Genomic DNA, 13965 nt, shown 5'->3' with positions numbered 1-13965 from the left:
GCCGCCCTTTTTGAAAAAAGGGCGGCACCCAAAAACGTCTGTAAGTTTTTAAGCGAAATTGATCAACGCGGCGAAGCCGGTTTCCGTGCCGATGGCCAGATGAGAGCCCGTGGCGTTCCACGCCAGCGCCGAGACCGAACCGCGGTCCGGCCCGCAGACGGGCAGCACCGTCTCGCGGTTGATGTCGATCAGCAGCACCATGCCGGTATCGAACCCGGCGGCCACCACCTCATGTTCCGGGTGGCAGGCCACGCGCTTCACGATGCCATCGCCCATGCCCAGCTCCTTGGGCGCCTTGCCCATCGGCCCGCCACCGAAGAACGGCCACAGCACCACACTCTCCGCCCCCGCCGTGGCCAGCCAGCGGCCGGATTTGGTGAAACTGATGGATTCCGTTTTGGCTGGGTAGCCGGACATGCGCATGTGCTTGCCCTCGGGCAGGGTCCAGCCATGCAGGGCGTTCTCCTGCATCGTGGTCACAAGCGCCTCGCCATTCGGGTGCAGCACAACGCCGGTGTGGCTGCCTTTCCATTCCAGCACCTTGGGCGCCGAGGCCGAGGCCGTGAACCACAGCGACGCGCCATTGTAATGCGAGGCGGCAAGACGCTTGCCCTTGGTGTCGAACACGACGCCGGTGACGGTGGAGGGATGGGGGAGTTCGCGCAGCTTCTCGCCCGCGCCGTTCAACAGATGCACAATCTTGCCCGCGGCGGCGGCGATATAGGGTGTCTTGCCCGCAAAGCCCGCGACATGCTCCAGCCATTTGGAGCCGAATTTCTGCACCTGCACGGTCTCGCCCGCCTGGGTGCGGATGAGTTGCCCGTCATCCCCGCCCGAGAGGAACCCTCCCAGCGGATGCGCGCACAGGCTCAGCACCGCGCCCTGATGCGCGGCGACGGTGGAGAAAACACCCTCCGCCCCGAGGCGCAGCGTTCCATCGCCCAGTGCGAAGGCGGGCTGGCCATTGGCGGGGTCGAAACAGGCGGCGGTGACATAGGCGCCAAATTCGGCGCTCTGCCCACGGGCGTTCAGCAATTCGTCTAGATCGGACATGGCTGACTAACTGCGACAGCCCGAAATTTCACGCAATAGACACGTAAAAATTGAGCGAGATCAATACAGATGGTGGCTTTCCTGGTTACTGTTTGTTACGAAAATAGCAGGAGGGTGGAATGGGTAAGCATGTTGTGCAGCTTGTGGTTGGCTGTGTCGCGGTCTCTGCCGCGCTGCTTGCGGCTATCCGCCCGGCCGAGGCCATTCCGTCCTTCGCGGCGCAGACTGGCCTGCCCTGTGCGGCCTGCCATATCGGCTTCCCGCAGCTTACCCCGTTTGGCCGCATGTTCAAGATGCAAGCCTATGTGCTGGGCAAGCAGGACTTCCCCGACGCGAAGAACTTCTCCGCCATGGTGGAGGGGGGCTATACCCACCTGAACGACAAGGTGCCTGGCGGCCTCTCGCCCGATTATCCCAGCAATAATGCCTGGTCGATCCAGCAGACCAGCTTGTTCTATGGTGGCGTGCTGGATAAGCAGCTTGGCCTCGGCGCCTTCATCCAAGGCACGTTCGATGGCGTTGCCCATCAGTTTCATTGGGATAATGCCGATATCCGCGACGCCCACGCGACCAAGCTATTCGGCGCGCCGCTGGTTTACGGTTTCACCTTCAACAACAACCCGGCGGTGACGGATCTGTGGAACACGTTGCCGGCCTGGGGTTACCCGTTCATCCCGTCGGAGTTGGGGGCGGGGCCGACCGCTGGTCTGCAGATCAATAACCTCGGGCAGAGCGTATGGGGCTTTGGCGGCTATTCGGCCATCAATATCACCCCTGCGGATATGCTCTATGGCGAGGTGGATCTTTACCAGTCCCTGCCCGATCATACGGCCTACGCGCTGGGGGTGGGGCCGTCCAACGGCGTCGCCGGGGTAACGCCGTATTGGCGCGTGGCCTATCAGCACAGCATTGGGGAGAACTCCATCGAGGTTGGCGCCTCCGGCCTGTCGGATCATCCGTATCCGGCTGGGCTCAAGCATGGCCCCACGGATAACCTCACCGATGTCGGGCTCGACTTGCAGTTCCAGCACATCGAGGCCCAGCAGTCGCTCTCGCTCCAGGCCTCCTGGTTCCACGAGAACCAGCACTGGGGGGCAAGCTACCGGCTCGGCAACACGGCAAATTTGAATGACGCGCTGAATGTGGAGGCTGTTACAGTCTCCTATCTCTGGCGCCAGATGTTCGGCGCCACGGAATCTTTCAACAGCATTACCGGTAGCGGCGATACCGGGCTGTACAATACAGGTTCCGGCAACGCGAATGGTAAGCCGAATACCGACAGTTTCACCACTGAGCTGGATTACTATCCGTTCAACCGCGGCGGGCCGAGTGTCTTCCCCTGGGCCAATGCGAAGCTCTTTGCGGAATATACGGTCTACACCCAGTTCAACGGCCTTGCCCGCAATTACGATGGCAATGGCCGCAATGCCGGGGGCAACGATGTGCTGTTCACGGGTATCTGGTTCGTGTTCTGAGGCGGTTTGCAGGACGTGCTGCCGGGGGATGTAATCCCCGGCAGCCAAAAAAATTGCCCTTAATAAAAAATTCTTGAAACACTTTTGCCGCCATGCCAAGCTTTGCGTATGGTTTTGGCAGACACAGTTCCCGAGCCCAAGCGTAAGGCAGAGATGCTGCTTCTCTGCGCACGCATAGGATTCAGCCCTCCCCGTATCTGAGGATTTCTGCTTGTGTTTTGTGCACCGCAGCATTGCGGCGCCCTGACGCGCGAGATTCAGATTAAATTTTTGGGGATACATATAAAATGTTGGACGACATCAACGCGGCCGCGACTCTGCAGGCCCTCGACGCAGCGTATCATTTCCACCCGTTCACCGACCATAAGGACCTGCACGCCCGTGGCGTGAAGGTCATCACCTCGGCCGAGGGCGTGTTCCTGCACGACGACAAGGGCAACAAGATCCTCGACGGCATGGCCGGGCTGTGGTGCGTGGCCGCCGGTTATGGCCGCCAGGAACTGGTCGAGGCCGCCGCCACCCAGATGGCGAAGCTGCCGTATTACAACACCTTCTTCAAAACCACGAACGAGCCGGCCGTGCGCCTGGCCCAGCGCCTCGCGCAGATCACGCCGGAGGGGCTGAACCACGCCTTCTTCGCCTGTTCCGGCTCCGAGGCCGTGGACAGCGCGCTGCGCACCGCCCGCGTGTACTGGCAGACCAAGGGCAAGCCGAACAAGAAGATCATCATTGGCCGTGAATACGGCTATCACGGTTCCACCACGCTCGGCGCTTCGGCGGGTGGCATGGCGGACATGCACCGTCAGGCCGGCGATATGCCGAACTTCGCGCATGTGCTGCCGCCCTACTGGTACGGCAAGGGCGGGCAAATGAGCCCGGAGGAATTCGGCATCTACGCCGCGCGCGAGGTGGAGAAGAAAATTCACGAGCTGGGCGCCGAGAATGTCGCCGCCTTCATTGGCGAGCCGATCCAGGGCGCGGGCGGCGTGCTCATTCCGCCCGAGACCTACTGGCCCGAGATCAACCGCATCTGCAAGGAAAACGACATCCTGCTGATCGCTGATGAGGTGATCTGCGGTTTCGGCCGCACCGGCAAGATGTTCGGCTCCGACTATTTCGGCATCAAGCCGGACATGATGACGATGGCCAAGGGCATCACCTCCGGCTATGTGCCGCTCTCCGCCGTGATGCTGCACGACCGCGTGGCCGAGGTGATGATCAACGACGCCGGTGAGTATTATCACGGCTTCACCTATTCCGGTCATCCGGTTTCCTGCGCCGTGGCGCTGAAGAATCTCGAACTCATCGAGAATGAGGGGCTGGTCGCGGCGGCTGAGGCCAAGGGGCATATCCTGCGCGCCAAGCTGGCCGAGGCGGTGGGCGATTCCCCGCTGGTGGGCGAGATCCGCGGCGTGGGGCTGATCGGCGCGATCGAGCTGACCGCCGATAAGCGCACCCGCAAGGGCTTTGCCAAGAAGGGCCGCACCGGCACCATCTGCCGTGATCTGTTCATCGAGAACGGGCTGATCATGCGCGCCGTGGGCGACACCATGGTGTTCGCGCCGCCGCTCACCATCACCGAAAGCGAGATCGACACCATGGTCGCCCTGGCGAAGAAGTCCATCGACCAGACCTATGAGAACGTGAAGTCGGAGGTTGCATCTTGAACGCGGTTACAGATACCGACAACGCGGCGAAAGCCGCGTTGATGGCCCAGAGCGATTTCGTCGAGGCGTTCATTGTGGACTTGAACGGCGTGCTGCGCGGCAAGTGGCTGCAGCCGGGCAAGTCGAAGTCGCTGTTCGGGCAGGGGCTTGCCATCCCCCGCTCGGTGTTCCTGCTGGACATCTGGGGCAATGACGTGATGGAGGGCGGTATCGCCCAGGATACAGGCGACCCGGACGGGCTTTGTGTCGCCGTGCCGCACACCATCACGCGCATGCCCTGGGCGGAGGGCAACACCGCCCAGGCCCTGCTGACGATGCGCGAGACCGATGGCAGCTATTTCTACCTCGACCCGCGCGGCGTGCTCGCGCGCGTGCTGGAGCGTTACAAGGCGGCGGGCCTCACTCCGGCATTGGGCGTGGAGCTGGAGTTCTACCTCGTCGATAATTCCGGCCATCATGGCGGGCTGAAGATCGCCCCGCGCGGTGCGGATGAATCCGGCTGGCGCGGCTGGCAGGTGGATGCCGTGGGCCTGAACGAGATCCGCGAATACGAGCCGATCCTGCGCGAGATGATGGCGACGGCGCGGATCCAGGGCATCGAGATCGAGACGCTGATCTCCGAGAACGGCCCCGGCCAGTTCGAGGTGACGCTGAAATACAATACCGACGCTCTGCGCGTGGCCGACAACGCCACCATGTTCAAGCGCAGCATCAAGGAGATCGCGCGCAAGCACGGTCTTACCGCCACCTTCATGGCCAAGCCCTATGGCCATTGCGCGGGCTCTGGCATGCATGTGCACATGTCGGTGCTGGATGCCGAGGGGAAGAACATCTTCGAGGCCACGCCGGAGCGCGGCACCGACCGCCTGTATCACGCTGTCGGCGGCATCATTAACACCATGCCGGACACGATGCTGACCCTGGCCCCGCACGCCAACTCCTACCGGCGCTTCGCTCCGGGCGTGCATGCGCCGACCTATGGCGACTGGGGGCATGACAACCGCATGGCCTCCGTGCGCGTCATCACCTCCGACCCATCGGCCTCTCGCGTCGAGCATCGTGTGGCGGGGGCGGATTGCAACCCGTATCTCGCCTTCGCCTCGCTGCTGGGTTCCGCCCTGCTCGGGTTGGAAACCAAGGCGGATCCCGGTCCGGAGAGCATCGGCACCACGCGCAGCCCGCACGCGCCGCCGCTGCCCATCGCCTGGTCCGGCGCCGTGGAGCGGTTCTCAACCTCTCCCGCGATCGCCGATATCTTCGGGGCGGACTTCCAGCGCCTGTTCACGGCCTGCAAACGCCAGGAGATCAGCGAGATGCGCAAGCGTATTTCGGACGTCGAATACGACGCCTACCTGAAGAACGCATGAGCAAAGTTACCGTCGCGGCCACGCAGATGGCCTGCACCCCGTCCGCGCATGAGAACATTGCGCGGGCGGAAAAGCTGATCCGCGAAGCCGCCGGCAAGGGCGCGCAGATCATCCTAATTCAGGAGCTGTTCGAAACCCCCTATTTCTGCCAGGACCAGCTCTACGAGTTCCTCGACCTCGCGGTGCCGCTGGCGGAGAACCCTGCGGTGAAGCGTTTCAGCGAACTGGCGCGGGAGTTGGACGTGGTGCTGCCTGTCTCGGTCTATGAGCGCGCCGGGCAGAGCCTGTTCAACACCGTGGTGATCGTGGATGCCGGGGGCGAGGTGCTGGGGCATTACCGCAAATCCCATATCCCGGACGGCCCCGGCTATTCCGAGAAATTCTACTTCTCGCCCGGCGATACCGGCTTCAAGGTCTGGCAGACCAAATACGCGAAGATCGGCGTTGGCATCTGCTGGGACCAGTGGTTTCCCGAATGCGCCCGCGCCATGGCGCTGATGGGCGCGGAGCTGCTGTTCTACCCCACCGCCATCGGCTCCGAGCCGCAGGACAAGACGCTGGATTCCTCCGGCCACTGGCAGCGCGTGATGCAGGGCCATGCCGGGGCGAATCTCACGCCGGTCATCGCCTCCAACCGCATTGGCACCGAGCAGGGGCGCAAGGGGACGGAGATCACCTTCTACGGCTCCTCCTTCATCGCCGGGCCGACTGGCGAGAAGATCGCCGAGGCCAACCGCACGGCTGAGACCATCCTCACCGCCACGTTCGACCTCGCCGCCATCGCGCAGCAGCGCCGCTCCTGGGGCGTGTTCCGTGACCGCCGGCCCGAGCTGTATACGCCCTTGCTCACGCTGGACGGCACCACCCGCCACCAGGCGGTGAAATCGTGACGACACCGCTTGCGGCGGGTTTCGCCATGCCGGCGGAATGGGCGCCGCATGAAGGGTGTTGGATGATCTGGCCCGAGCGGCCGGATAACTGGCGGCTGGGGGCCAAGCCCGCCCAGCGCGCCTTTATCGAGGTGGCGAGCGCCATCGCTCGGTTCGAGCCGGTGACGATGCTGGTCAGCGCCCGGCAATATGAGAATGCCCGGGCCATGCTGCCCGAGAGCGTGAGGGTAGTGGAGGTCAGCACCAACGATTCCTGGTGCCGCGATGTCGGCCCCAGCTTCCTGCTCGGGCCTGGCGGCCAGCTTGCCGGGGTGGACTGGCCCTTCAATGCCTGGGGCGGGCTCAAGGGTGGGCTGTATTTCCCGTGGGATCTCGACGATCAGGTGGCGGGCAAGATCCTGGGGCTGGAGCGTGCCACGCGCTTCCGCGCGCCGTTCGTCATCGAGGGCGGGGCGATCCATGTGGATGGCGAAGGCACGGTGCTCGTCGTCGAGCAATGCGTGCTGAACGAGAACCGCAACGAGGCCATCACGCGCGAGGACATGGAGCGGATGCTGAAAGAGTATCTCGGCGCCAAGCATGTCATCTGGCTGCGCGAGGGCGTGCCGCATGACGAGACGGACGGGCATGTCGATAACCTCGCCTGCTTCGTCCGCCCCGGCGTGGTGCTGCTCACTTGGTGCGATGATCCGGCCGATCCGCATTACGCCGTCTCGCGCGATGCCGAGGCCCGGCTGCTCGCGGCGCGTGATGCGCAGGGCCGCCAACTGGTAGTGGAGCGGATTCCGATGCCCACGCCGATGTTCTTCACGAAAGAGGAAGCCGAGGGCGTGGATGCCACGGCCAGCGGGATGAACCGCCGCGAGGGCGAGCGCATGGCGGCGTCCTATGTGAATTTCTACATCGCCAATGGCGCGATCATTGCGCCATGTTTCAGTGTAGAAACAGACGCGCCGGCGCGCGATGTGCTGGCTAGGGTCTTCCCTGACAAGGAGATCGTCCTGGTTCCGGCGCGTGAGATTCTACTGGGTGGTGGCAATATTCATTGCATCACGCAGCAGCAACCAAAGAGCAATACCTAAGCAAGTAGGGGGACGGGGTGAGTAACCAACTAAAAGCTAATTCTCTATCATTTTTTGAGTCGATCATCATGGGCGTGGCCGGTTCCGCGCCTGGGTTCTCGATCGCGGTGGCGATCGCCGGGCTGCTGAGCACGGCGGGCATGGTCGCCCCGAACGCGCTGCTGATATTTGCCGTGCCGATGCTTGGCGTGGCCGTGGCGTATAAGGGGCTTTCGGCCAAGATGGCCAATGCGGGCGCCGCTTATGAATGGACCAAATCCGTGTTTGGCGGATTTTTGGGCTATTTTTCGGGCTGGGCGCTTCTGGTTGCCGCCATGGTGTTCATGGTCACCGGCTCGGTGCCGCTGGGCACCGCCACCATCGACCTCTTCGACCCCAATCTCGCCAGCAATGTGTGGCTCACCACCGGCATCGGCGCGGTGTGGTTCATTGCCATCGGCGTTGTGCTGATCACCGGCATCGAGCTGACCAGCAAGATCCAGGTGGTGATGAGCACCATCGAGCTTGGCATCCTGTTCATCATTTCCATCGCGGCCTTCGTACATGCGTCCGGGCATGTGGTGAACCCGTTCTCCTGGTCCTGGTTCGGCTTCAACTACCCTGCTGGCAGCTTTGCTCCGGCGGCGCTGGCCACGGTGTTCCTGTACTGGGGCTGGGACGTGACGGCCAACCTCGCCGAGGAAACCAAGGGTCAGCACTACAACGCGGCGGGCCAGGGCGGGTTCCTGTCGATTTTCGCCACCATCGCCTCGTTCATCGCCTTCACTGTTGCGGCGCTGCTGATCTTCTCGCTCAAGGATTCCACCGGCTTCTCCGACAACCTGATCTATCATGTCGCGGTGGAATCGGGCCTCGGCAAGACCGGCGGTTACGCCGCCTCGCTGGTGCTGATCCTCTCCTCGGTGGCGACGCTGGAAACCACCATGCTGCAGTTCTCGCGCACCCTGTTCGCCATGGGCCGCGACCATGCCCTGCCGCCCTATTTCGGCCAGGTGCATGAGAAAACCATCACCCCGGTTCGCACCATGTACCTGCTGCTGGCGGTTGGCTTGGTGGTGATCCTCATCTCCAGCTTCCAGCCTTCCGTTTCCACCATCCTGGCGGACTCGGTCAGCGCCATCGCCGTGCAGGTCTGCTATTATTACGGCCTCGCCGGACTGGTCTGCGCCTGGGTGTATAAGGACAGTATCAAGACCTCGCTGTGGGATTTCGTGCATTACGTGCTGTTCCCCGCAGCCAGCGCCTTCGCGCTGTTCGGCCTTGGGCTTTATGCGTTGACCACCTTTAACCTCACGGTGAAGATCGTGGGCATTGGCGGTCTGGTTATCGGCATCCTGTTCTACCGCCCGTCCGGCTACGGCAAGCGTGTGTCGGATATTCTGGCTGAAGAATAAGCTGCAGCACTAGCCTTCAATTCCGATCCGGGGCCTCGCGGCCCCGGATTTTTTATGCGCGCAGCGCGCGGCGGAAGGTCAGGTTCAGCCGCGCGGCGCCGAGCGGCGGATGGTGGCCCGAGGGCAGTGGCGCGATGCCGTGGAAATTCAGCCGCGTGGCTCCGCCCCAGACCACCACGTCGCCACTATGCAGGGGCAGGCGCGCGGGCTTGTCCGAGCGGTTCGCCCCGCCCCACAGGAACACTGCCGGCAGGCCGAGCGAGATGGAGACGATGGGCGCGGTGAGGTCCGCCTCGTCCTTGTCCTGGTGCAGCGCCATTTTCGCGCCGGGCTCGTAGCAGTTGATCAGGCAGGCATCCGGGTTGAAACCCGCAAACCCCGCCTGGGCCGCCGCCGCTTGCGCCAGGGTCAGGAACAGCCCGGGCATGGCGGGCCAAGGCAGGCTGGTCAGCGGGTCGCGCCGCTCGTAGCGGTATCCCCGCGCATCGCTCACCCAGCCCGCCGCGCCGCAATTCGTCGCGGCGACGGACATTTTCTTCCCTCCGGGTGTGGACATCACCCGCAGCGGTGCTGCCGCGGCCACCCCCAGCGCGGCCCCGATCAGCGCCGCTTCCTCGGCCAAGGCGAAGCCGGGCAGATAGGCAAGCCCTGGCGGCGCCGTCTCGCCGAACAAATCGGGCGTCATGGGATTATCCGGCAAGCATCAGCGCCAGCACCAGAGCCACCGCCACGCCTTGCAGAATCACGCGCCAGCGCATCAGCCGGTTGGAGCGGCGCGGGTCGCGCTCCGGGTTGGCCATGCCCAGCGCTCCGGCCAGCATTACGGCGACAACGGCCAGCATGTCCAGCGCCAGCAGGGCCAGGAGAAATATCTTCATGCCTCCAATATAAGCGTGCGGGCCGCTTTGCCCAGCATGGCGGTTGACTTCCCCGCCAATCCCACCTCAGTTCCGGCCATGCGCTTTGCCTCCATCTTCGTTCTTCTGCTTGCCCTCTGCCACAGCGCGCCCGCCCTGGCGCAGGCCAGCCCGGCCACCGGCAGCGCGGCTCCGGCCAAGGCCTCCACCACCATTATTCCCGGTTCGCCGCTGGCGGCGCTGGCCAATGCCGTGCCCGCCCCGCAGCCAGACAATACCGGCGCCACGCCCTTCGGCACCGATGCGCTGGGTTTCTCCATCGCCAGCGCGGTTGGCGGCGAGGCCCGGCAGACTTTCGAGGATGTCGCCGGGGCAGTGCATCGTTCCACCCGCCTTACCCCCGTGCTGCTCTGGCTGGAGAGCCTCGCCGCCTCGCCGCAGCGCCTGGCCGATGCCAGGGCCATCGGCCTTGGGCTGGTTTGCGCGCTGCTGCCCGCCTTGCTGCTGGAGGCGGCACTTCGCTTGTTCCTGCGCCGCCCGGCGGCACTTTGCCTGCGCTACGCCGAGCCCCGGCGGGCCGAATTCCTGCCCGATCAGGACGAGCAGGGCCTGGCCGATGCCGAGGCGGGGGAGTTGGAGAAACGCACCGACCGTAGCGTCTCGGTGCTGGCCTGGTCGCGGCGGCTGGTGTTCGCGCTGCTGCGGTTTGTCCTTGGGTTGCTGCCGCTCATCGGCTTTGCCGTGGGGCTGCAACTGCTCATCTCCTATGGCGTGCTGAAGGGCCGTCCGGCGCATCTGGCCATCACCGGCATCGGTAACGCCTATCTTGCCTGCCGTCTGGCGCAGGAGGCGGTGCGCCTGCTCATCGCCCCCGCCGCCGCTCAGCTGCGCCTCATCGCCATGCCCAGCCCGCGCGCCCAGGCCATCATGCAGCGCGTCTTCGTGCTGCTGGCCACCGGTTTCGTCGGCTACAGCCTCATTGCCACGGCGGAGATCCTCGGGTTGCCGCAAGATGGCGGCAATGTCCTGGGGCGGCTTGTCGCCCTGGTGTTGCACCTCGAACTCGCGGTCAGCATCTGGCAGAGCCGGGCGCTGGTGGGGCGCTGGATTTCCGGTCCGGCCGGGGCCGAGGGCGCGCGCGCCGCGCTGCGCCAGCGGCTAGGCGGGCTGTGGCATTATTTCGCGCTGTTCTACGTGCTGGCGCTGTGGGTGGCGCTGGCGGGCGGGGTGCCGAACGCCTTTATCGTGCTGCTGCGCGTGGTGCTGGTGCTGGCGGTGGCGTTGCTCCTTGGCCGCCTGGCCTGGACGGGCAGCACCGTGCTGCTCGAACGCGCCTTCCCCGACCCCATGGCCGCCAAGGTGCGCCACCCGATGCTGGCGGCGCGCGCGCGGGCCTATAACCCGCTCATCCGCGTGTTCATCCGCATCGTTATCGGCGTGCTGGTGCTGCTGCTTATTCTGCAGGGCTGGGGAGTGGATGTCTTCAGCTCCCTGCTCACCGACCCATTGAGCCGCGGCCTGCTCGGCGCGCTGGTCTCCATCGTCATCACCATCGCCGTGGCGCTGGTTTTGTGGGAGGGCGCGAATATCCTGCTGCACCGGCGGGTCGAGCGCCTGACCGATGACGGCCGCACCCGCCAAGCCTCGCGCCTGCGTACGCTGGCGCCGCTGCTGCGCGCCACCATCGGCACGGTCATCCTGCTGGTCGCTTTCTTCGCCTCCCTGGCCGAGATCGGCGTGAACGCCACCGGGCTGCTCGCGGTCTCTGGCGTTGCGGGCATCGCGGTCGGCTTCGGCAGCCAAAAGCTGGTGCAGGATGTGATCACCGGGCTTTTTCTGCTGCTTGAGGACGCAATGCAGGTGGGGGATTCCGTCTCGCTCGGTGGGCTGAGCGGCACGGTGGAACGCTTGTCCATCCGCACCATCCGCCTGCGCGGCTCCGATGGCTCGGTGAACATCATCCCGTTCTCATCGGTCGGCACCGTCACCAACATGACGCGCGATTTCAGCTATGCGCAGATTTCCATAACGGTGGGCTACCGCGAGAATATCGACCATGTCTTCGCTGTGCTGCGCGAGATCGCCAAGGCCATGCGCGAGGATAAGAAATGGGGCGACATGATCCGCGACGATCTGCAACTCTTTGGGCTGGACGAGTTCGGCGCGCTGGGGTTGATCGTCACCGGGCAGATCCGCACCGGCCCCGGCCAGCACTGGGCCGTGCGGCGTGAATTCTACGCCCGGGTGGTCAAATGCTTCGCCGAGGAGGGGATCGAGATCCCCTATAACCGTCAAGCGCTGCTGGGGCTGTCCTCGCAGTAGTTACTCGGCGGCCACGCCGCGTAGATCGCGGGCGATGCCGTCGAGGTCGGGTTGCGGCGTATCCAGCCCGGCGATGATGAATTCAGCCTGTCCCTGGGCATTGAACACATACACCGCCGCTGAATGGGTAACGGTGTATGTGGGCGCCTTGCTCACCGAGAACACCACGCGGTAGCGCCGCGCCAGGGCGTAGAGCGCATCCGGCGTGCCGCGCAGCCCGGTGACGTTGGGCCCGAACAGCGCCGCGTATTGCGCCAGCAGGGCGGGGGTGTCGCGGTCCGGGTCCACGGTGACGAACAGCACCCGCACCTTGGAAGCCGCCGCGCCCATGCGGGCCTGGATGCGCTGGAGATTATACAGCGTCGCCGGGCAGACATCCGGGCAATGCGTGTAGCCGAAATAGAGCAGCGTGACCGACCCTCGCATATCCGCCCCGGTCATGCTCTGGCCGGTGGCGGCGTCGATCATGGTGAAGGCAAGGTCCGGGACCAGACCGCGCACGCTCACATCCTGTGGCGAAAGATCATGATGGCACCCGGCAAGGGCCAGCACGGGTAAAGCGAGCAGGGAGCGGCGGCGCGGGCTCACTCTTCCTCGTTCTCCAGCCCCAGCAGCACCTGGGCGGGGGCGCCATCCACCATCTCCACATTGCGCAGCACCCGGCTTACCGCGCGAGTGCGCACGCGGGCCTTCTCGATATTATTGCTCATGGCGCTGGCATTGGCGGCAAGCTTGGCCAGCACATCGTCCATCTTCACCATCTCGCCGCGCGTGGCGCCCAGCAGCTTGCCTATCTCGCCGGCGCGCTTCTCCAAATCCAGCGTGACATGGCCGAGATGGATGGTTTGCAGCATGGCGGGTAGCAGGGTCGGGCCGAGGATGATGACCTTCTCCCGGCTCCGCACATCGTCGATGAGCCCGGGGATACGCGCCACTTCGGCGAACAGCCCGTCGCTGGGCAAATACATCACGCCGAAATCCACAGTCTCCGGCGGGGAGATGTATTTTTCCCGGATCTTCTTCGCCTCCAGCCGCGCGCGCACGGCCAGCCCGTCGCGTGCGCTGCGCTCGGCCTCGTTATCGGCGGCGTCGGCGGCGGCGAGCAGGCGCTCGTAATCCTCGGTGGGGAATTTGGCGTCCACGGGCAGCCAGAGCTTCTCGCGCGCCGGCATCCGCAGGGCGAAGTCCACACGCTCGCGCGCCCCGTCCTTCACCGCGAAATTACGCTCGAACGCGCCGGGGGGCAGGATCTGCTCCAGCATGGCGCCGAGCTGCGCCTCGCCCCAGCCGCCACGGGTCTTCACGTTGGAGAACAGGCGCTTGAGGTCGCCGATCTGTGCGGCGGCGGATTGCACCTCGCCCATCGCCTGCTGCACCTGGGCGAATTGTTCCAGCACCCGTGCGAAGCTGACGGTCATCTGCTGTTCCACCGCATCGTGCAGCTTTTCGTTCACTGAGCTTTGGATGGTGGTCAGGCGTGATTCCAGAAGCGCCAGTGTCTTCTGCGCGTCTTCTGCGGCTTGGCGGCGCAGCCCGTCCACGGTGCTGGCCACGTTCTGGGTCGCGGCGCTGATCTGGCTGAACGCGCGCGAGAGCGCCTCGGTCGTCCCGGCCTGGATCGCAGCGGTCAGCCGCCCCTCCGCCGCGGCCAGAAAGGCGCGGGTCGTCTCCGCCTCGGCGCGCTCATTGGCCAACAGCTTGTCTAGCGTCAGCCCCAGGCGCTGCGGCGCGCCGCGCGCCGCCTGCCAAGCCAAACCCGCCAAGCCAGCCGCCACCAGGGCCAGGATTGCCGCCACAAACGCCATCAAGAATTCACTGCTCATGCCCCCATGGGTAGCAGGGACAGCGAGTCGCAGGC

General features: G+C 64.7%; 12 protein-coding genes. 7 read left to right on the top strand and 5 right to left on the bottom strand.

The window, feature by feature from the left end:
* Positions 1 to 48: 48 nt before the first annotated feature.
* Positions 49 to 1053, bottom strand: coding sequence for a WD40 repeat domain-containing protein (locus HNP71_RS10815; protein ID WP_183266930.1), 1005 nt, complete (start codon positions 1051 to 1053; stop codon positions 49 to 51).
* A gap of 119 nt (positions 1054 to 1172) precedes the next feature.
* Here HNP71_RS10815 and HNP71_RS10810 point away from each other — a divergent pair, with 119 nt between their 5' ends.
* The 6 genes from HNP71_RS10810 (at position 1173) to HNP71_RS10785 (ending at position 8928) form a co-directional block, all read left to right on the top strand.
* Complete coding sequence (locus HNP71_RS10810) at positions 1173 to 2528, top strand: hypothetical protein (protein WP_183266929.1); 1356 nt, start codon at positions 1173 to 1175, stop codon at positions 2526 to 2528.
* Positions 2529 to 2815: 287 nt separating this feature from the next.
* On the top strand, positions 2816 to 4195 hold the full coding sequence (locus tag HNP71_RS10805; protein ID WP_183266928.1) for an aspartate aminotransferase family protein: 1380 nt from the start codon (positions 2816 to 2818) through the stop codon (positions 4193 to 4195).
* Positions 4192 to 5562 (top strand): glutamine synthetase family protein, encoded by a 1371-nt coding sequence (locus tag HNP71_RS10800; protein ID WP_183266927.1) that lies wholly within the window; start codon positions 4192 to 4194, stop codon positions 5560 to 5562. Before HNP71_RS10805 ends, HNP71_RS10800 begins: the two co-directional genes overlap by 4 nt.
* Positions 5559 to 6452 (top strand): N-carbamoylputrescine amidase, encoded by an 894-nt coding sequence (aguB, locus tag HNP71_RS10795; RefSeq protein WP_183266926.1) that lies wholly within the window; start codon positions 5559 to 5561, stop codon positions 6450 to 6452. The genes HNP71_RS10800 and aguB overlap by 4 nt, the downstream gene beginning before the upstream one ends.
* Positions 6449 to 7534, top strand: a complete 1086-nt coding sequence (aguA, locus tag HNP71_RS10790; RefSeq protein ID WP_343062392.1) for an agmatine deiminase — start codon at positions 6449 to 6451, stop codon at positions 7532 to 7534. Before aguB ends, aguA begins: the two co-directional genes overlap by 4 nt.
* Positions 7535 to 7551: 17 nt before the next feature.
* Complete coding sequence (locus HNP71_RS10785) at positions 7552 to 8928, top strand: APC family permease (RefSeq protein ID WP_343062391.1); 1377 nt, start codon at positions 7552 to 7554, stop codon at positions 8926 to 8928.
* A gap of 52 nt (positions 8929 to 8980) precedes the next feature.
* On the opposite strand, the gene alkB is transcribed toward HNP71_RS10785, so the two are convergent.
* Together alkB and HNP71_RS10775 are read right to left on the bottom strand one after the other, a co-directional pair.
* Complete coding sequence (gene alkB, locus HNP71_RS10780; protein WP_183266924.1) at positions 8981 to 9613, bottom strand: DNA oxidative demethylase AlkB; 633 nt, start codon at positions 9611 to 9613, stop codon at positions 8981 to 8983.
* Positions 9614 to 9617: 4 nt separating this feature from the next.
* On the bottom strand, positions 9618 to 9806 hold the full coding sequence (locus HNP71_RS10775; RefSeq protein ID WP_183266923.1) for a twin transmembrane helix small protein: 189 nt from the start codon (positions 9804 to 9806) through the stop codon (positions 9618 to 9620).
* A 36-nt stretch (positions 9807 to 9842) separates the two neighbouring features.
* On the opposite strand from HNP71_RS10775, the gene HNP71_RS10770 reads away from it, so the two are divergent.
* A complete protein-coding gene (locus HNP71_RS10770; protein ID WP_183266922.1) occupies positions 9843 to 12107 on the top strand; it encodes a mechanosensitive ion channel family protein in 2265 nt (754 codons plus the stop codon).
* On the opposite strand, the gene HNP71_RS10765 is transcribed toward HNP71_RS10770, so the two are convergent.
* Positions 12108 to 12695 carry an SCO family protein gene (locus HNP71_RS10765; protein WP_183266921.1) on the bottom strand — a complete coding sequence of 196 codons (588 nt, stop codon included), beginning with the start codon at positions 12693 to 12695 and terminating at the stop codon, positions 12108 to 12110. It lies immediately after the preceding gene.
* The gene (locus HNP71_RS10760; RefSeq protein WP_183266920.1) at positions 12692 to 13930 is read right to left on the bottom strand and encodes a DNA recombination protein RmuC; all 1239 of its coding nucleotides are present in this window, start codon (positions 13928 to 13930) and stop codon (positions 12692 to 12694) included. The genes HNP71_RS10765 and HNP71_RS10760 overlap by 4 nt, the downstream gene beginning before the upstream one ends.
* Positions 13931 to 13965 lie beyond the last annotated feature (35 nt).

The sequence above is a fragment of the Acidocella aromatica genome, assembly GCF_014201825.1.
Classification (GTDB): Bacteria; Pseudomonadota; Alphaproteobacteria; order Acetobacterales; family Acetobacteraceae; genus Acidocella; species Acidocella aromatica.
Note: the sequence above shows the minus strand (reverse complement) of the source record. Positions and strands in the feature narration are given on the sequence as shown.